The organism is Rufibacter sp. XAAS-G3-1 (assembly GCF_013623775.1).
Lineage (GTDB): Bacteria > Bacteroidota > Bacteroidia > Cytophagales > Hymenobacteraceae > Nibribacter.
This window is the reverse complement of record NZ_JABFAM010000008.1, coordinates 292,264-311,355: the sequence shown is the minus strand read 5'-3', so window position 1 is coordinate 311,355 and position 19,092 is coordinate 292,264. Positions and strand designations below refer to the sequence as shown.

General features: G+C 52.7%; 17 protein-coding genes. 4 read left to right on the top strand and 13 right to left on the bottom strand.

Features of this window, described 5'->3' with window-relative positions:
- Window positions 1–125 precede the first annotated feature (125 nt).
- Both HHO50_RS11450 and HHO50_RS11445 read right to left on the bottom strand, forming a co-directional pair.
- The gene (locus HHO50_RS11450; protein WP_181306178.1) at window positions 126–410 is read right to left on the bottom strand and encodes a hypothetical protein; all 285 of its coding nucleotides are present in this window, start codon (window positions 408–410) and stop codon (window positions 126–128) included.
- A gap of 82 nt (window positions 411–492) precedes the next feature.
- Window positions 493–1,095, bottom strand: coding sequence for a histidine phosphatase family protein (locus HHO50_RS11445; RefSeq protein WP_181306177.1), 603 nt, complete (start codon window positions 1,093–1,095; stop codon window positions 493–495).
- 322 nt (window positions 1,096–1,417) lie between these two features.
- Between HHO50_RS11445 and HHO50_RS11440 the strand changes: the two genes are divergently transcribed.
- On the top strand, window positions 1,418–2,530 hold the full coding sequence (locus HHO50_RS11440; protein WP_181306176.1) for a polysaccharide pyruvyl transferase family protein: 1,113 nt from the start codon (window positions 1,418–1,420) through the stop codon (window positions 2,528–2,530).
- Entirely contained in the window at window positions 2,527–3,912 is a 1,386-nt protein-coding gene (locus HHO50_RS11435) for a Coenzyme F420 hydrogenase/dehydrogenase, beta subunit C-terminal domain (protein WP_181306175.1), read from the top strand. The genes HHO50_RS11440 and HHO50_RS11435 overlap by 4 nt, the downstream gene beginning before the upstream one ends.
- A 182-nt stretch (window positions 3,913–4,094) precedes the next feature.
- Here the strand turns inward: HHO50_RS11435 and HHO50_RS11430 are convergent, their stop codons facing one another.
- The 8 genes from HHO50_RS11430 to nth all read right to left on the bottom strand — a co-directional run bounded on the left by HHO50_RS11430 (window position 4,095) and on the right by nth (window position 13,558).
- A complete protein-coding gene (locus HHO50_RS11430; protein ID WP_181306174.1) occupies window positions 4,095–5,018 on the bottom strand; it encodes a glycosyltransferase family 9 protein in 924 nt (307 codons plus the stop codon).
- A gap of 298 nt (window positions 5,019–5,316) precedes the next feature.
- Window positions 5,317–6,201 carry a glycosyl hydrolase gene (locus HHO50_RS11425; RefSeq protein ID WP_181306173.1) on the bottom strand — a complete coding sequence of 295 codons (885 nt, stop codon included), beginning with the start codon at window positions 6,199–6,201 and terminating at the stop codon, window positions 5,317–5,319.
- Between the two features lie 236 nt (window positions 6,202–6,437).
- Window positions 6,438–7,232, bottom strand: coding sequence for an alpha/beta hydrolase (locus HHO50_RS11420; protein ID WP_255478705.1), 795 nt, complete (start codon window positions 7,230–7,232; stop codon window positions 6,438–6,440).
- A 96-nt stretch (window positions 7,233–7,328) separates the two neighbouring features.
- Window positions 7,329–7,757, bottom strand: coding sequence for a hypothetical protein (locus HHO50_RS11415; RefSeq protein WP_181306171.1), 429 nt, complete (start codon window positions 7,755–7,757; stop codon window positions 7,329–7,331).
- 114 nt (window positions 7,758–7,871) lie between these two features.
- Window positions 7,872–8,402, bottom strand: a complete 531-nt coding sequence (locus HHO50_RS11410) for a gamma carbonic anhydrase family protein (RefSeq protein ID WP_181306170.1) — start codon at window positions 8,400–8,402, stop codon at window positions 7,872–7,874.
- A gap of 154 nt (window positions 8,403–8,556) precedes the next feature.
- Window positions 8,557–9,537, bottom strand: coding sequence for a radical SAM protein (locus tag HHO50_RS11405; RefSeq protein ID WP_181306169.1), 981 nt, complete (start codon window positions 9,535–9,537; stop codon window positions 8,557–8,559).
- 653 nt (window positions 9,538–10,190) lie between these two features.
- Entirely contained in the window at window positions 10,191–12,638 is a 2,448-nt protein-coding gene (locus HHO50_RS11400; RefSeq protein ID WP_181306168.1) for a TonB-dependent receptor, read from the bottom strand.
- A 212-nt stretch (window positions 12,639–12,850) separates the two neighbouring features.
- Complete coding sequence (gene nth, locus HHO50_RS11395; protein WP_181306167.1) at window positions 12,851–13,558, bottom strand: endonuclease III; 708 nt, start codon at window positions 13,556–13,558, stop codon at window positions 12,851–12,853.
- Window positions 13,559–13,662: 104 nt separating this feature from the next.
- Here nth and HHO50_RS11390 point away from each other — a divergent pair, with 104 nt between their 5' ends.
- Both HHO50_RS11390 and HHO50_RS11385 read left to right on the top strand, forming a co-directional pair.
- Window positions 13,663–14,379: an MBL fold metallo-hydrolase gene (locus tag HHO50_RS11390; protein ID WP_181306166.1), complete on the top strand. Its 717-nt coding sequence runs from the start codon at window positions 13,663–13,665 to the stop codon at window positions 14,377–14,379.
- Window positions 14,380–14,482: 103 nt separating this feature from the next.
- Window positions 14,483–15,121, top strand: a complete 639-nt coding sequence (locus HHO50_RS11385) for a DUF2238 domain-containing protein (RefSeq protein WP_181306165.1) — start codon at window positions 14,483–14,485, stop codon at window positions 15,119–15,121.
- Between the two features lie 500 nt (window positions 15,122–15,621).
- On the opposite strand, the gene HHO50_RS11380 is transcribed toward HHO50_RS11385, so the two are convergent.
- The 3 genes from HHO50_RS11380 to accD form a co-directional block, all read right to left on the bottom strand.
- Window positions 15,622–16,218 (bottom strand): hypothetical protein, encoded by a 597-nt coding sequence (locus tag HHO50_RS11380; RefSeq protein ID WP_181306164.1) that lies wholly within the window; start codon window positions 16,216–16,218, stop codon window positions 15,622–15,624.
- A gap of 800 nt (window positions 16,219–17,018) precedes the next feature.
- A complete protein-coding gene (locus HHO50_RS11375) occupies window positions 17,019–17,735 on the bottom strand; it encodes an OmpA family protein (protein WP_255478704.1) in 717 nt (238 codons plus the stop codon).
- A 194-nt stretch (window positions 17,736–17,929) separates the two neighbouring features.
- Complete coding sequence (accD, locus tag HHO50_RS11370) at window positions 17,930–18,826, bottom strand: acetyl-CoA carboxylase, carboxyltransferase subunit beta (protein ID WP_181306163.1); 897 nt, start codon at window positions 18,824–18,826, stop codon at window positions 17,930–17,932.
- Window positions 18,827–19,092 lie beyond the last annotated feature (266 nt).

Sequence of the window (19,092 nt, the reverse complement as noted above, 5' to 3'; positions counted from 1 at the left end):
TCACTTACACATGAACAAAGGAAAGTCGCGGAAGTAAATCATCGCCATAGCGAGAACAGCGAAGCCGCTTTTGGCCTGTTTTCTAGAAAACGGGCCAAAAGCAGCTTCGCTTGTAGAGGTATTCATCACAAAAACGCCTGCACCAAAGCTTCCCATTCTTCCTCCAATGAAGTAGAAGGTCTTTTCTCTCCGGCGCGTCTGTACCAGTAATCAGCGTTCCAGAGGTCGCCTTCTTTCCGGTGGAAGTAGGCGTGAATGAGGGCGGCGTCCCTATCAGGGAGGTCTTGCATCAGTTCGTGCCCTTTCTCCCAATCACCGCGGGCATCATGCCACAAGGCCTGCAAATACACCGAGGCACCGGTTGGAGAAACTGGCGAAGCAAGGCTTTTCTGGAAGTCTGCGAAGGTCATAAGCCAAAGAAGTTGAAGCTGTTTAGGGGCTAGTTTAGCCAAAACAGCCTTAAAACGAACGTTCCCAATCAGATTGAAACCCCTAACCCGTCAAGGAACCGGTGTCATTCACCACCAGAATGCGGGCGGTTTCGGCGTACACTTGAATCATGCTCACCGACGCGGGGCTAATCTCCAGACGCTGGAACATATCCAGGGGAGTGCCGGCGTAATAGGCCACGGCGGCTTTGATTAAATCTGAATGGCTCACCACCGCCACCGTTTCATGCGGGTGTTTTAGGCATAGTTTCTGCAAACCGGCCATAAAACGCGCCTGCGCCTCCAGCATCATTTCGCCGCCGGGTATGCGCGTCACGCTTCTGAACGTATTGAAACGCTGAAATTCTGGGTTGCTCCCCAATTCCTCAAAGGCCAAATTCGTCCAATCCCCAAAGTCCAGCTCCAGAAAAGACTTGTCTATAATGGGCTGTAATTGTTGCGCCCGCGCGATATATTCGGCAGTTTGCACGGTGCGTTCCAGCGGACTGGTGTAGAGGGCGGCCAATGGCACTTGGGTGAGGCGCTGGGCGAGTTGCTGGGCCTGCCTCTTTCCTTCCTCGTTCAGGAAAACGCCCGGAGTGCGGCCAGACAAACGTTTGCCCACCGAGTTGGTGGTGGCGTGGCGAATCAGTAAAAGTTTGGTCATGCTTGGGTCTTTCTCGGGCTAATTTCCGTTTTCAGCTTCTTTCTTGAAAAGAAGGCCGGAAACGGAGCCGTGCCTTTTAACGGGCATTGGCTTAAACCGTTATCTTTGGTGCTTATCGTTTTTAGCTCCTTTTCTCCTATTTTAGAGAAAAGGAGCTAAAAACGGAGGCGAACGGCAATTTAGGAACGGCACTATATAACCTAAACTAAATTTATCCCGTTGGCAGGATACAGCGGCAGAACCATGCTGTGACCATCTCTCAGATGCTGCCTTACTCCGCAATTTTTCATAGGCAGCAGACCAAAACATATTCAGAATAACCTTGGAGAATAAAACAAACAAACCCGCTTTAAAGATTGGAGTGCTTACTTTTCACCGCTGTATCAATTACGGAAGTTACTGGCAGGCGCGTTGCCTGGCCGAGGGCTTGCAGGCGCTCGGACACGAAGCCGTCATCCTAGACCATGACTCCCGCCGGGTGAATCTGGTGGAATGGAAATGCGCGTTTCAGCCGGTGCTTCCTACGCCGGTTCCGGCTTCTGACCGATCGCTGTACCGCGCCAAAATCCGGAAGTTTTTTGACGTGTTTGACACGCTGCCGCTGTCGCCCCGCTTTCAACTGGACAACCCCGAGGAGATGGAGGAGTACGATGTAGTGGTGGTGGGCAGCGACGAGGTCTGGAACATGTCGCACCCGTGGTACGGCCGCTGCCCCATTTTTTACGGCGATGGCGTGAAGGCGCAGCACTTGATTTCGTACGCCGCCAGTTTCGGGAATTATGATGCGTCCTGGGGTTTGGAGCAAGAATGGGCCGATAAACTGCGGAACAACTTTGACGCCATCTCGGTGCGCGATGCCAACTCGCAGATCCTCATCCAAAACGCCCTCGGGTTTGAGCCCGAAATGGTGCTGGACCCTTGTCTGCAGTTCCCCATCACCCCAGATGACCGTAACCACGAAATCCTGAACAGAAAGTACGTAGCCGTGTACGGCCACAATTTCACGGAGTCCTTCGCCCGCGAGATCCGCCAGTTCGCCGACAGCCAAAACCTGCCGCTCATCAGCTTCGGGTACCGCAACGACTGGGCCGACGAGCAATGGATTACCACTGACCCGCACGATTTCGCGCACTTCATGGCCAAGGCCGAAGCGGTGGCTACCAACTTCTTCCACGGTTGTGTGTTCGCCCTGCGGAACGCCAAGCCGTTTGTGTGTGAATCATCGCCGTACCGGCGGCATAAACTACAGGGCCTCATGGCCAAGATTGGCGGCGAGAAACATTTGCTGGCCGAAGGCACGCCGCACGTGATTTTCAACACCTTGTTAAGCGAGCCGCTGAACCCTGAGATTCTGCGGAAGATTGACCTGTTGCGCCAAACCTCGGCGGCGTATCTAGACCGGGCGCTGGTGGTAAACCAAGAGCAAACCGTATGAAGGAACTGGTAAGCCCCCGTGACATCGTGCGCTCTGGTTTGTGCATTGGCTGCGGCAGCTGCGTGGCCCAGGCCAACCGGCCCGACACGCGCATGGACTTTGACGGACACAAACAACTGAAGCCCTACGGAGACGCGCAGTGGTACAACACCAAATCTGAAAGTTTTTCCAACACCTGCCCGTTCTCGCCCAAAGCCAAAAACGAAGACTACTTAGCCGCTAACCTCTACCCTACCGCGCCCGTGATTGATGCGGCGCTAGGGCGATTCCAGACCGCCTATGTAGGCCACGTGGCCGAAGAAGATTTCAGGATGCAGGGCAGTTCTGGCGGCATGGTTACTTGGGTAGCCACGGAACTGATGCGCCAAGGCTTGATTGACGGCGTAGCCCACGTGATTGCCACCAAAGACCCGCAGGCAGACGGCCGCTACTTCCGGTACCGCATTGCCCGTACCGAGGCTGAAATCCGCGAAGGAGCCAAGTCACGGTACTACCCTATTGAGTTGTCTGAGGTGCTTTCTTTGGTGAAAGAAGTGCCGGGCCGTTATGCCGTGGTGGGCATTCCGTGCTTTATCAAGGCGGTGCAGTTGCTGCGCCAGGAAGACCCCATCATTCGGGAACGCATTCAATATACCCTTGGGCTTTTCTGCGGACATATGAAGAGCGCCCGTTTCGTGGAAAGCTTCGCTTGGCAAATGAATGTGCCCGTGAACCAGGTAGAGCGCGTAGAATACCGTCAGAAAGACCCTAACCGTCCGGCCAACTGGTACAACGCCAAACTCACTTTGCCTAATGGCAACACCGTGAACCGCGACTGGTGGCACCTGGCGGACGGGGACTGGGGCGCCGGTTTCTTCATGAACTCGGCCTGCAACTACTGCGATGATGTGGTGGCCGAAACGTCTGACATCTCCTTCGGTGATGCCTGGGTAGAACCCTATTCTTCTGACGGACGCGGCACCAACGTAGTGGTAGTTCGTTCGCCTTTGGTAGACCAATTGGTTTCCAACGCCATACAGGGAGGTCGCCTGCAATTAGAAGCCGTAGATGCCAAGTTTGTAGAGCAAACCCAGGCCGCCGGTTTCCGCCAACGCCGCGAAGGTCTTGCATATCGCCTGACCTGGAGCCGCCGCGGCATCACGCCCTGCAAACGCGTTGCCCCAGATTCCAAAACGCCTACCAAGCAGCGTAAACTGATTTACCGGATGCGGTATCATATCTCGGCGAGCAGCCACAAGATGGCGAAACTAGCCCACCAATTGAACGCGCCTAAACTATACGTCAACTGGGCCCAAATGGCCCTCGCCGCTTACCACGGTTTTGCCTATCATCAAGGTGATTTCGGAGAAATTAAAAACCGATATAAGCAGTTGAAAGGATAACAAAAAAGCGGAGGGGAAACCCTCCGCTTTTTTGTTAATTTCCAGAAAGTAAGCCCAAAGCAGGAAAGCTTTTCTCTTAGCCTGTCATCTTGGAAAGATCTTGTGGGCAAACGGCAGTAACGTTTATTCAATGTCTTTCTAGTTCGCCCACAAGATCCTTTCAGGATGACAAAAGGGGTGGATTATGCCTTGGTCGTGAGCTTCTTCAATTCTACCACCACCCGCTTCACCACGCCTGCCCAATCATCGGCTACTTCTTGCCGAAACAGACGCGCGGTGGGGTACCAGGGACTGTCTTCCCGGTCATCCATCCAGCGCCAGTCGGCGTGGTTGTGCAGGAGCGTCCAGACGGGAACGTTGAGAGCTCCGGCCAAGTGGACGGGCATGGAATCGACGGAAATCAGCAAGTCTAAGCTTTTGATAATGTGGGCGTAGTCATACAAACTAAACTCGCCGGGATGAACCCCGAAACCTTCCTGCCAGCCGTTTTCTGCGGCGTTGGCCTGAAGAATGTAAAACTGTACGTCTTGCAACTCCGCCAATGGCTCGAAAAACGAAAACGGAATGGAGCGATGCGGGTTCCAGTCGCCAGGTTTCCAGACCAGGCCCACGTTCAGCTTCTTCCTTTCGCCGGGAAGCGGCATGGGCTCCACGTGCAGGTAAGGAATCTGGGAGGGGATGGTGTTGACGGTGGCTCTAAAGATGTGGGGCAATTCCATGACTTCTACGTCCACATCATAGTCTACCTCGGGGGTGCCGTCGTGCAGGGGCAAGAGGCGGTCAATGGTGGGGATGGTTTCCAGGAGCGGAATCAGCGGGGCCTGTGCCCACACAATGACTTCCTTTGCGATGGCTTTGATGAGCGGCGCGAAACGGATGAACTGGATGGTGTCGCCCAGGCCGTGGTAGCAGCGTACCAGTACCCGTTTGCCTTGCAGGGAAGAGCCGTCCCAAACGTATTGGAAGTGGCGGGGCCAATGCCAGCAGGGTTTTCCGGCGCGCTCTAGCAGAACGGTATCGCTATGTTTCCAGGCGGCTTCAAAGTCACCTTTGCGCATGTTCTGCAACCAAACGTCTGGCGTTTCTTCCTGGGTGTTCTGGCTCATGGGATGATATGTTGTAGATTCTTGGTAAGCAGATTTTTTCTGTTTCGAGGTTGTTTTACAGAAAATGGCCTTAAAACAGCATCGTCTATGGATGGAATTTGCTGTAGTCCTAACAATAAAATTTCCTTCTATGGCGCGGAAGTTACTTCCGTGCCTTGCTACAGTTTCAAAAGGCACGGAAGTAACTTCCGCGCCATAGAAGGGAAATGACCGTCCAAAAAGCAAGTGAAAAAATCTCCGTTTAAGGCACGTTTAACAGAAAACGTGCCTTAAACGGAGATGCAATGAGGCTTTTAATTTACGAGTACCGACGCATCATGAGCGCGCAGAAGTCAGCGAACTCTTCTATGTGTTGGGGCGGGCTGGTGTGGTGCGGCTGAATGCCTTTGGCCTCTGGGGTGAAGCAGAAGGTGGCGGTGACGTCAAACTCGTCCAGTTTACTCATCACGTGGTCGAACCATTTCTCGGCGTCCGGGCGCAACCAATCGGCCCAGCTGAGGCCGGTGCGCAGTTTCTTCACGCCTAATGCCCGGAGGTGTTTGATGGCGTCGTCCAGCCGGTGGTCTTCGAAGTGGAACCACTGGCAGATGCCGAATTCTGGGGTATAGTCTGAGAAGTGTTTGTAGGCCAGTTTGGGGGTTCCGTCTTCTTTTAGTAAACCCATGTGGAAGTGGCGGTAATACGAAGAACCTTCGGCTTCGCGGTGGCGCGTGGTGGCTTCCCAGGCTTGGGGCAAATCATAGAGGCTGTACCAGAACGCACGGTCTACGCGGCCCATCAACAATTCGGCGGTACGGCGCAACCCAAACTCCTGCACTTCCTCGGCCCCGAAAGACGAAATCCCCACTTCGGTGACCCACACGGGTAGGTTGGTGACGGCTTCAATCTCGGCAATCTTGTCGGGCCACTCGTTGATGCTCCAGAGGTTCCAGTCCAGCGGAAAACCGTGAACCGCCACGGCGTCCAGGTCTTCCAGGGTGCCGTGGCGTTCCAAGGTCTTGATGAAGTGCGGGTCTATGGGTGAGATTCCGCCCAAGACGCGGGTGATTTCGGGCTTCTCGGCTTTCACGGCTTTGGCAGCCAGCCGTACCATCTCCCCGAAAATCTTCCATTCGGGGTCAATCTCGTAGGCCCAGTGTGATTTGTTGTTTGGTTCGTTCCAGAATTTAACTGCTTCTATCATATGTTTTTACTTAGCATCTCATTTAGCCGGTTAAACGGCACGCACGTTGGCGTTGGGGAAACATACCGAAGGTCGCAAACGCAGACTTCCTACTCAACCGGGAACCGGAGGCACGCTCCAGCATCAACATTCCTCGCCTGAGTCCATGCCTACTACGCAGGCAGCCCGGCACCGTTACAAAACATTAAAAAAACACAATATTATTGAGTAGCCGCAAGGGAAGCTTGGTTGGCCGCTTATTGTTTCTGAAGGATTCTCTGCAGTTGGGCCTGATATTGGGGGCTGGAAGTCATGCCGTTGTGGCCCAGCCCGGCGAGGGTGACGAGGGTGTCCGTGTTTTTGAGGTGTTTTTTCAATTTGAGAGAAGAACCGTAGTAGATGATCTCGTCCTGCTCCCCGTGAAAGAGCACCACGGGCATGGTGCATTTCGGAAGATACTTATACGTTTCAAATTTATACTTCAGGAGAAACGTGGGCAGCACCGGAAAGTAGCGGGTCATGAGGTCTTTCAGGCTGTAATACGGGGCTTGCAGAAGCAACAGCCGGGGCTGGTTTTCGGCGGCTACTTTGGCAGCTGGCCCCGTGCCAATAGAGTAGCCCAACACGATGATGTCCCGTTCTGCGTACCGCGTTTTCAGGTGGTCATAGGCCGTCTGCACGTCTTGGTAGAGTTGGTTCTGACCACTGATTTTCCCTTCGCTTTTGCCGTAGCCCCGGTAATCCAACATGAAAACGTCATAGTTCAGGGCGGTGTACACCGGGGCCACGTCTCCCCAGGAGTTCAGGGAACCGGCGTTCCCGTGCAGGTAAAAAATGACACCTTGGGGCTGGTCTGCTTTGAACAAGACGGCATTGAGCAGCACATCATCCTGCGTTTTAAGGCTGATTTCCTCAAAAGGCACCTGAAACGTAAACCTGACATCTGGGCGGAGTTTCTCAGGGAAGAAAATCAGTTTCTCCTGCACAAAATAGACCAGGACGCAGATGGCCGCATACAATAAGAGCACAATTTTAACGATGGAAATAAGCATGGCTCTCATTGGTTTTATTAACGGCTAGTGCATGAGGCGTGCGAGGCCGTCGGACTTAGCATGCCTTATGCACCTTGTTGGTAGAAGTAGTTCTTTTCAAGGTTGTTTTAATTCTGTCTCCTTTAACTGTCGCTCCCTTATTATTTTTATAAATAAGAGAATTGAGCATATTAGAAATGGTAGTCCAAAGGCAAAGCTTATTCTTGCAAGTCCGCTTGTGAATAATGTATGAGTAAGATAATAAAAGCTTAACCATAAGAGAAAGAGACCTAACAGCTTTAGCCAGTAATTGAATCGGTAAAATTTTGTTGCTAATGAAATTATAAGGGTTATTTGTCCAATTAGGGCTAACAATCCTACGGCTGGTAAGGATGCGTCATAATCGGCAAATGGAGAAAGCGTAAAATCGCTGTTTAGATAGTTTATTAAAGCCAATTCTATTATACCCACAAATCCGATTCCATGTCCTGCACCTACGATAATAAAGAAATTTAAGAGGATTGTCAGTATAGTGAGTTTTTTCATACTTTTCTATTTCTGCCAACTACTGAATATAAAGAGTAACTCCTGTTATCAACCTTATATCTGAAATCATCATCTTACCGCTTTTCTGCCTAGTTTCTAAAAATCAGCCCAGAATCAAGATTCCTCACCAGTCCCTTCCTGAAACCAACTGGCGTACAGCACATAGTTGTCGGCGGTTTGGGCCATGCCCGACATCTGTTCTGCCGTAAGGGCTTTTACTTTCTTGGCGGGCACCCCGGCGTAGATGAAACCGCTTTCGCAGATGGTTTTCTCCAGCACCACGGCCCCGGCGGCTACAATGCAATGTTCCTGCACCACGGCGTTATCCATCACAATAGCCCCCATGCCAATGAGCACGTTGTTTTCAATGGTGCAGCCGTGCACGATGGCATTATGCCCTATGCTCACGTTACTGCCAATAATGGTGGCTGTTTTCAGGTACGTGCAGTGAATGACGGCCCCATCCTGGATGTTGGTTTTGTTCCCGATGCGGATGAGGTTGACATCGCCGCGCACCACGGCGTTAAACCAAACGGTGCACTGGTCGCCCAGTACCACATCGCCAGCAATGGTGGCGTTGGGCGCAACAAAACAATCTTTCCCCAGGATGGGGTGAACACCTTTTACCGGTAGCAGCAGAGCCATAATTTTTTAGTTAGGAATTAAGAGTTAGAAATTTACCAAATATAGGAAGTGGGACGGAGTAGCAAATACACCAGGATTTCCGTTTAAGGGCTGTTTTTCAAAAAACGGCCCCTAAACACAATGCTATCACATGGTGCTATCAAATGCTTGATACCTATGAAAGCATCTTCTTCCAGGTGCCTTTTCTCAGGTTGTACTTGAGGGTACTGGGCAGGGCTTTCCACCAGTAACTGTTCATCTCCACCGCGAAGCTGGGTTGCATGTAGCAGTTGATGGTGCAGCCTTCGCAGGCGGGCAGCCTTCCTTCCAGGGCAATCAGTTTTTTTACTTCGTCTGATTTGTACAACTCATACAGTTTGCCGTTGATGGGAAATTTCTGCGCCCCCAGGTGGTAACATGGCAAGACCAACTCATTCTCCGGCGAGATCACCAGCGTGGTGCTGGCGGCTTTGCAGACTGGTTTGTCTATGTGGTTGCCGCCGTCTTTGCGCAACTGCACGAACGCCTCGTTCAAATACACCCATTTCTGCTTGCTGAATCTCACCAGATAGTCCAGTTCGGCTTCAGACAGTTGCTCGCCGGTTTCTACCTGGTTGTACTCAAAGGCCGGATTCAACAGCAGCATGAGGTTGTTGGGCAGACAGATTTCCTGGTACACCCGCTCTATTTGGTCCAGGTTGTGCTTGAAAACCGTGAACAGGATATCGGGGCGCTCGCCCAGGCTTTTGGCCATGTTGATGGATTCCAGCACGAAATCAAAACAGGCCACTCCCCTGCCCGTGTCGTGCTCCGTTTTATCCGCGGAGTCCAGGGAGAAGTGCAGCATGTCTACCCTGCCTTTCAGGCGCTCGGCCCATTTGGGGTACAGAAGGCCGTTGGTGGTAAGCGTGGTGATGAAACCCAGCTCCTGCGCCACCTCCAGAAACTGGTCTATCTGCCGGTGCAGCAAAGGCTCGCCGCCAGTGAAGTCAATGACGTTCACCCCCAGCTTGCGCAGATCTTGGAGGTTCTGGCGCACATCGTCCAGCTGAATGTACGGCGACGGCTTCTCCCAAATGTCGCAGAACGAGCATTTGGCGTTGCAGCGGTACGTCACGTAGTAATTGGCCAGTACTGGATGATGGATTAAGCGCATGCTGATGAATAAAGGAATGCCTTGGCCCCTGCAAGGTACGCATTGCCTACGGAAAACGGGTAGATTGCAGCGAAGGGTACTGATATACTTTCCTTACAAAGCACGCGTTCCACCCCCCTTCAAAGCTAATCTTGCAGGAAGACTTTTGTTAATGGCGGGGTTTGGGACTTAATTCACCGGAGAGGAAAGCCTACTGGTACGTTTTGGGGCTGTTTAGCGGGAAACAGCCCAAAACGCGGAAAACACCTTTTCCCGCTCTTCCGGAGTTCCACTCCGGAAGCCTACTGCCGGGGAGTTCCACTCCCCTTCTTTTGCCCGTGGCTCCCGGCGGAGTGGAACTCCGCAGCAGGCAGGTTCGGGAGTAGAACTCCCGAACAGCAAAGACAAATTTACCCTACAAGATGAGCCTCAAAGGGGACGGAAGGCGTGAAACAATTACCAGTTTCCATCCTGTTTCCCAGAAATCGGCCCCCAAACACCTTCTATGCGCGGATTACGCATTCTGGTGCCTACACATTCCAGAATCGTAGAGACCAGGCACCGCCTTGTCTCTACGCATTGCCTCAACTACACCAATCGTTTTGAGCCTGTTTCCCACAAATCAGCCCTAAACCAGAAAAGCCCCTCTCCACGGGAGAGGGGTTGGGGTGAGGTCAAAATTCCAGCACAAACCCCACGGTGGGTAGAAACGTCACATCATCCTCATCCAGAAGCAGCGGGATGGCGTTGGAACCGTTGGGCTGGAGCGGCTGGCCGTCTGTGGTCACGAAAGCGGTGTTGTCAGCGGTACGCTGGAAGGTGTACTGCGGCAGAGAAGGGCCTTTGAACCGGAAGATGTTCTGGATATCCACGTACACGTCCAGGGTGGTGCGTTTGTAGTTCCATTTCTTGTCCAGGCGCACGTCCAGTTGCTGGAACGAGCGCAGGCGTTGGGTGTTGAGGCGATCGTAGTCCAGCAGGCCGGTGCCCAAAGAGGCGTAATTCTGCTGCGAAGCCTCTAAGTCAAAAGGTGTGTAGGGCGACCCTCCCGCGAAGCGGTACTTCCCGCCCAGTTCCCAGTTCCGGCCAAACTGCCAGCCCAGCAACGCCGACACCAGATGGCGGTTGTCCCACGCCGAGGCAACGTATTTATCATTGTCCAAGCCCGTGAATTCGCTGCGCACCAAGGTATAGGAAACCAAGCCGTACAGCCCTCGGGTCAGTTTCTGCTGAAAGAAGAACTCAGCGCCGTACGCGCGGCCTTTGCCCACGCTGGCCACGTCTTCATTGCCGATCGCCCCAAACTCAATGCCCTGGTTGGCCAGGGAGACCCCATCGCGCAGCGAGACCGGGTAGTTGCCGTAGCGTTTATAGAACCCTTCCACGGTGAGGCGGTTGGCCACCGACGGCAAGAACTCCAGCCCGGCCACGTAATGCGTGGATCTGATGTACTCACTGTCTTGGTTGGCATACGCCCCGTTGGCCTCTTTGTAGCCCAGCACGGTATAGATGGGTAGGCGGTAATACGTTCCCACCGAGGCGTTCAGTTTCCAGCGCTCGGCCAGAGAATAAGACGCAGAGACGCGCGGCGAAAGTGTTTCCAGCGGGTTGTTGCCCTCCGTGGTGAACGAGTTCATATCGGTGCGCACACCCAAAGACAAACTCAGTTTGTCTTGCAGGAAACTGCGGGAGGTTTGCCCGTACAGGCCGTAGCGGAAGAAATCAAGGTTGGTGTCAAAGTCCACGGTTACGCGAGGCTGCACCACATTGCCGTTCCCGTCGCGCAGCTCCTGGCGTATCTGGCTGAAAAAGCGGTTGTCATAGCCCACGTACTGCCCGATGGCCCCGTAAGAGAACTTCCAGCCGCCCACAAACTGGTTCACGTCTACCCGCAGCTTGTTCTCTTTTTCCTGTGACCGGCTTTTCAGGAGCCTCCTAGATTCATCCCCGTACTGCGCATCTTCAAAGCGGTCTAGCCGGTTCTCAAACACGTTCCGGCTGAGGGCTACCTGCACAAACCCGTTCTCCAGCGACCGCCTCAGGCTAGCCCCCACCGTGTAGTTCCACTGGTTGATGAGCGGGTTGGAACGCAACGCGTACTCTTTCTCCGGCGAGCTTTCCTTGGGCACCGCAAAACTGAAATCGTCAATGGCCCCAATCCCCAGCGCCGTCAAAGTAGTTTTGGCGTTCAGCTGATGGGTGACTTTGTACTGAAAATCCCAGTAATTAGGCCTGATGGGCAAGTCGATGGCTTTGAACAAAAGTTGCAGGTAAGACCGGCGGGCCGAGGCCAGGAACGTAGTCTTAGGCGCGAGCGGACCTTCCAGGGTGGCGGCCAGCTCGGTGGCACTCAGCCGCACGTTGCCCTGCAGGCGGTCGGGGTTGCCCTCGCGCTGCCGGAACTGGAACACGCTGGACAGGGCGTTGTCATAGCGGGCGTCAAAGGCGCTGGTGCTCAAGGTTACATCCTCAATAAAAGACACGTTCAAAATTCCCTGCGGGCCGCCGCTGCTGCCCTGGGTGGAAAAGTGGTTGATCACGGGAATCTCAATGCCGTCCAGGAAAAAGACGTTCTCACTCGGCCCGCCGCCCCTAATCACAATATCATTCCGGAAACCAGCGCCCGTGCTGCCGGCCCCGGCCACGCCCGGCAGCGTCTGGATTACCCTTGAAATGTCAAAATTACCGCCGGGGTTGCTCTTGATCTCCTCGCTGCTCAAACTCTGCACCGACAGCGGCGTTTCTACCGTGGCCACCCTGATGGAACGGTCAAAGGTCACATTCACTTCCTGCAACTGGTTTGCGCCCGGCGAAAGCTCCAGGTTCAGGGTAAGGGCGTTGCCCGAGGTCACCGGCACGTTGTAGCGCGTCACCGGATCGTAGCCCAGAAAAGAAGCTTTGATGTTGTAACTGCCCGTGGGCACGTTCTCCAGGCGGTAGCGTCCCTGCGCATCGGTAGCGGCGGCCAGGGTGGTTTCCTCCAGCGCCACGGTGGCCCCGATGATGGGTTCCTGGGTATTCCGGTCTCGCACCACGCCCGTGATCCTGCCCGTGCTTTGGGCCTGCACTGGTAACGCAGCAAACGAGAGAAACAGCAAAAACAGCACGTAAAACTTAGTCATGATAATGTAAAGAAAAATGGGTGGTCTCAGGATGCAAACCAACGGCACAGATATTTGTTTTGAACAGCAATTATGGGGCTTACGGAAGATGTTATAAGCGTTTTCGCCTCCATTTTCAGAAATGAGGCCTAAAACGCAAAGGCCTGGAGCAATTGACCCGTCTGAAAATCCCGTTTCGGGCTTCTTTTCCAGAAACCAGCCCAAAAACAAAGCTACTGATCTATTCCTTTTAAACGTACCTCAGCGTAGTAGTTGCAGAGGTTCTGCAGGACACAGACTTCGCATTTGGGCGCGCGCCAGGTACAGATTTTCTGGCCATGTTTGAGCAGGTGGCGGTGCAGGTTATAAAGCACCAGCGCGTCTTTGGGCAGCAGATCCAGCAGAAGTTGGTGGGCTTTGTCATGGGTGACCTTGGCGCCAATGAGCCCTACGCGCTGACTAATGCGGTGCACGTGCGTGTCTACCGGAAACACGGGCTTGTGGAAGTTAAACAATAGTACCAGCGTAGCGGTTTTCAGCCCCACGCCGGGCAAAGACATGAGCCATTGCAGGGCTTCGGGCACGTCCAGGTTGTGCAGGAAATCCAGGTTGAAGTCTGGGTGCTCAGCCTGGATGAGGCGAAGGGCTTTCTGGATGTTCACGGCTTTGGCACCCGGGAATTCAGCCGGAGCCAGGACATTGGCTAATTCTTCTATCGGCGCAGCCAGCACGGCTTCCCAGGTGGGGAATTTCTCCAGCATCTGAAAGTAGGCTTTCTCCTCATTGGCGTGCGTGGTACGGTGCGAGAGCATGGTGGAAATGAGTTCGCGCATGGGCTCGCGGCGCGGATGGCCGGAAAGATGACCAAAAACTTCATTCAACCGTATATGAACTTGCCATATCTTTTCTGAGGGAGAAAGCTGCTGATTTGCTTCAGCCATAGTCTTTTCTTTTCCCTCTAAACGAGCCCCCGATGGTAAAGTTTGCGTGAAGCTTCTCTACAGTTTAGAGCACAAAGCATGGTCTTGGAAAGTAAGATACAACTATGAAATTCACCTTCTTAGGAACGGGCGGAGCGTTTGATGTGGCATACGGCAATTCGGCCGCCCTTGTAGAATTTAAAGGAAACTCCATTCTGCTGGATTGTGGTTTTACCGTGTACCCCGTCCTCAGGCAGCACCAGCTTACCCGCAGTGTGCAATACATCCTGCTTACCCACCTGCACAACGACCATACGGGCAGTTTGGCCAACGTTTTGCTGCATTGTCATTATTTCAACACCAACTGCCGGCCTACCATTCTGTACCCAGATGATGATTTCAGGGACGAATTGTATGAGTTTCTGCGACTGCAGCTCCAGAAACCCGAGAGGTACGCAGACTTTATTCCGCTGTCAGAAGTACCGGGCATCACTTCTGTGGACACCTACGGCCAACATGCCGAGCGATTGCAAACGTACGCCTACATCTTTGAAGAAAAAGGGGAAAGAATGGTGTTCTCCGGTGACTTAGGTCAGCCAGAGGCGCTTTTCGCGTACTTGCGGGGAATGCCCCCCAAAGCCACTACCATTTTCCATGACATCACGTTTTCTGAACAGAACAGCGCGCACACGTACTATAAAAAGCTGGTTCCGCTGTCTAAGGATTACAAAGTCCTGGGGTATCACTGTGACCCAACCCAGAACCCGAAAGATAACCCGTTCGGGCTGGTGTACCACCAGCCCGACTTCATGTTGCCCGCCCGGTTGCACGAGGCAGTGTGATAAACAATTCTTTCACTTCTCTCTTATACTTAAGATGCTGAAAAAGCAGCCGCCGTCTGTATGCTTCTTCAGCAGCTTGTATAACCTTTAAGACCCCTTCTGCATGGCCTTTTCCTTTACCACAGACCAGGAACGCACCCATTTCCGTAGAAATCTGCTGCTTATCGCGTATGTCATTATCTTTGGTTTGTTCTGGGCATATACCGGTTTCCATACCACGGACTCTAAAAACTGGTGGCTGGAAAACACACTCACGCTGTCGGCGGTAATTTTGCTGGTGGCGTTCTACAAGCATTTCCAGTTTTCAGACTTCAGTTATACCTGCATTTTCCTGTTTATGATGCTGCACGTGTACGGCAGCCAGCACACCTACGCCGAGAACCCGTTCGGCTTTTGGGTCAAAGACCAGTTGCACCTGGAACGCAACCACTATGACCGGCTGGTGCATTTCGGGTTTGGGTTCTTTCTGGCCTACCCCCTGAATGAGGTCTTCTACCGGCTGACCAACATGCGGCCTTTTTTCAGCTACGCGCTACCCGTTGACTTAACCGTAAGCATGGGTGCCTTCTATGAACTGATGGAATGGTCGGTGGCCGATGTGTTTTTCCCCACGCAGGGGATGGCGTACTTAGGTACCCAGGGCGATGTCTGGGATGCCCAGAAAGACATTGCCGTGGCTTTGCTGGGAGCCCTTATCACCATGGCGGCCGTTGCCCTTACCCGCAAAAAGAAGCGCCCCTGATCTGTTTTGGGGCTGTTTATCTAAAAACAGCCCCAAAACAGATCAGGGGCGCACGGCTGAATAAGCCTAGTGGTAAAATTTAACCATCATTGAATAAGTGGTGCCCTTTTGAATAAGATGGTGGAAAGGTAAAAATTACCCCTCCCAGGCTGATCTTGCAGGGAAAAATGAGCGGCTATTTAGTTCCTGAAACTTCCAGAAAACCAAACCGTTCTTACCCGCTCTTCCAGAGTTCCACTCCGGAAGCAAGCTGCCGGGGAGTTCTACTCCCCTTCTTTTGCCCTTGGTTCCCGGCGGAGTAGAACTCCGCAGCAGGCAGGTTCGGGAGTTCTACTCCCGAACAGCTAGAAATTGTCTGGCTCACTACCCACCCGTATTGCCGTGCTAAGAGCAGATTCTCCCCTTGAGGGGAGAGTTCTGCGTTGAATAGGCGTCGTTAGCGTAACTGAACAATATTTGCTAGTCTACTAAAGTCACTTTCAATTCCCGTGTTCACGGCATTAATCATACTTTATCTTGATGTCATCTCCCTCAATTTTCACTTTGCCGCGGGGGGTCTCAATTTTGGTCTCTTCCTGTGAGATTTTGATTTTGGTATCTCCGGCCACGTACTTTACATTTTTAGAGGCCCGCCGGTAGTAATCTTGCCGCCGCATCCAGTAGTCCTTCAGTTGGGGCAAATCCATTTGGTTTGATTTGCGGGCATCCAGCGCCAGGGAACGCTGTAGCTGCTGCTGGGTAGGCTTTACGTACTTTCTTTTGGCGGTAGTTCCTGCGCCAGAGGCTTTGGTGGGAGCCTCATATCTTGACACCGGGGAGGAAGTCATCACGGCGGTGCTTGGCTTTGGGGTTCCTTCGCTGGTGAGGGTATGGGCTTTTGCGTCGCTATACGGGTCTACTACCATGCTTGGTGGGGTGGTTGTGCCGGTTTCAGTAAGGGCGGTCTCAATTTCCAGGGTGTCTGGGGTAAGCACGAGGGTATCTTCTACAGAGGTTTCCGGCAGGTCGGCCACGGCTTCTTTCTCTTTCACCCGCTCACAGGCACCAAACACGGTTAGTAAAAGCGTTAAAAAGAGTGCATTTGTTACTTTTCCCATTCTCTTCATTTCTATTGGTTTCCCACCCTAAACGCGAAAACACGGCAGAGGTTAACCAAATCAGTTGATTCGGGCTGCCTCCCTGGTTACAGGAACAAGGTTGTCGTCACTTTTGATGGCTTCCCTTGTGAACCTGTTTTTGAGCTACTTTCTATAAAACAGCCTTAAAAAGAGAGATTCCTTTTATTAACTGACGTTACGCAAACGTGCTGGTGGTTCCCGGCGAGGCCGGAGACTCGCGCCAGTTTTTTCTAACAATCTGCTTCCGCAATACCGCTCGCTTCAGAAGCCCCCGTAGCGTCTTTAGACCTGCGCGCGCCTGCGCCGGTGGCTCGCCAATCAGGAGATTGGCTGTCCAAGGGTGCGTAGAGCGCTCTGGCTAACTCTACGCACAACAAAGGTTCACCTTTGAGTCTTATAAGACCTCATTGATTTCTTCGTTTTGGGCTTGTTTTCCGAAAAACAGCCCCAAAACGAAGAAACCTAGCTCCTCTTCTACGGAGGGGAGCTAGGCTCCTGCGGAACATCAGTTAAGTAATTGGGCAAAATAAAACTTACATTCTATTCTCCTGAAAGGAGCTTGCGGGCGAACTAGAATTGCCCGCACTACCTGCTACTGCCGTTCGCGACCAAGATCCTTCCAGGAGGACAAAGGGAAAAATGTGTCATTATTTGTGTCTCAGAACTTAACCTCGCTCGCTCTCCTCTGGCGGGCGAGGGAACTTTATAGTTGTAGCAAAGGGATAAATAAGAAAGGCTAGCCGTTGGGCTAGCCTTTCTTTTAAAGAGATCTGGGGACGTTATTTGATCTCACCACGCTCAGCGGCTTTTTTCAGTTCTTCGCTGGCGAAGATGGCTACTTCTACACGGCGGTTCTGCTGGCGGCCGGCGGCAGTAGAGTTATCGGCTATGGGTTGGGTAGAACCGTACCCGCGCGTCTGCAAACGGCTACGCTCTACGCCTAAAGAGGCAGCATAGTCGGCCACGGCCTGGGCCCTGCGCTCAGATAAAGGCTGGTTGATGGCATCGTTCCCGGTGTTGTCGGCGTGGCCTTCAATTAGGACGTTGGTACCTGGGTATTTTTTCAGGGTCTCGGCCAGTTTCTGGATGTCGGCCCTGGAAGAGCTTTGTAACTCAGCAGAGCTGGTCGCGAACAGCAAACCGGCATCAAAGGTTACTTTAATCCCCTCGCCTACGCGCTCCACCTCGGCATTTTTCATTTCACGCTCCAGTTCTTCGGCTTGTTTATCCATACGGCGCCCAATTACGGCTCCGGTGGCACCACCTACGGCGGCCCCAATGATGGCTCCGCGGGCCGTGTTGCCGGTGGCTTTGCCAATAATACCGCCCAGCACAGCACCACCACCTGCGCCTAAAAGGCCGCCTTTGGCAGTTTTTTTCATGCCTTTATTTTGAGTGGTAGAGGTACCCGTGTCGGCGGTCTGACTTGATTTGCAGGAAGAGAAGAATAAGCTTCCTACTAACATGGCCGTAAATGTTCCTTTTAAGAGTTTCATAGTTTTGGTTTTTTTGATGGTAAACGTACGCTTAAAGTTGGTTAGTATCGGAGTTACATACTGATTTGCCTGCAAAATGTTCAGACATAGGCTCCAATCTATATAGGGTACAATAATAATCGTGCCAGAACAAAATAGAAAGACCTGCCTCTGTGCAAGGCAGGTCTTTTCAGGTCACTACGTCTGGAACATGCTTATTTGACGGTCTCTGTTTTGGTTACTGCCTCTTCGGGGGTAGCCACTTCGGCGGGCCGAAGAAGGCGAAGCAGGTTAGAGATGCGGTCTTTCAGCTCTTTGCGGTGCACAATAAAATCCAGGAACCCGTGCTCCAGCACAAATTCGGCACTCTGGAAGCCTTTGGGCAAGTCTTTGCCAATGGTTTCTTTGATAACCCGTGGCCCGGCAAACCCAATGAGGGCACCCGGCTCAGAGATATTGAAGTCGCCCAACATGGCAAAAGAAGCGGTAACGCCGCCGGTGGTGGGGTCTGTGAGCAACGAGATGTACGGTACTTTCTCTTCTGAGAGCAAGGCCAGTTTGGCCGATGTCTTGGCCATTTGCATGAGCGAGTAACCCGCCTCCATCATGCGGGCCCCGCCCGATTTGGAGATCATCAGAAACGCAATCTTGTGGGTGCGGCTGTAGTCAATGGCGCGGGAGATTTTCTCGCCCACCACAGACCCCATAGACCCGCCAATGAAGTTGAAGTCCATACAGGCCACCACCAGATCAAGGCCATTGATGGTTCCGTGGGCGGTACGCACCGCGTCTTTCAGGTTGGTTTTGCGCTGGGTGGCGATAATACGGTCTGGGTACGGCTTCGTGTCCACGAAATTAAGGGGATCTGAAGACGTCAGGTTCTCATCCAGTTCCTGGAATTGGTTCTCATCAAACAGTACCTCAAAGTATTCCTGCGAGTTAATGCGGTCATGAAAATCGCATTTGGGGCACGTATACAGTTGTTGCCGGTGCTCGGCGGTGCTGATGACGGTCTTACACTCGGGGCACTTGTGCCACAGACCGTCTGGGGTTTCTTTTTTCTGCTCCGTTGGGGTGACGATCCCTTTTTCTACTCTTTTAAACCAAGCCATATGATGCTCTAAAGGTTTTTATCAACAATGAAGCCTCCAGTGGGAAACCGCAAGCAGTTACAAATACGCGTGCAAAGATAAAAAAGAAAAGGTAGCTCCCTAGTGTACCTTTCAAAACCAGATTTCTCCTCGCAGATGGGTTTTACCCGTTTTTACAGGCAATTGTTTTTCTGGCGCACCAAAGGCAGGAAACCTTGCCTCTTTTAGAAGAACATATTTCACAAGCGTCGCACTGCTGGATTCCATTTCCCTCGCTCGCCTCTGGC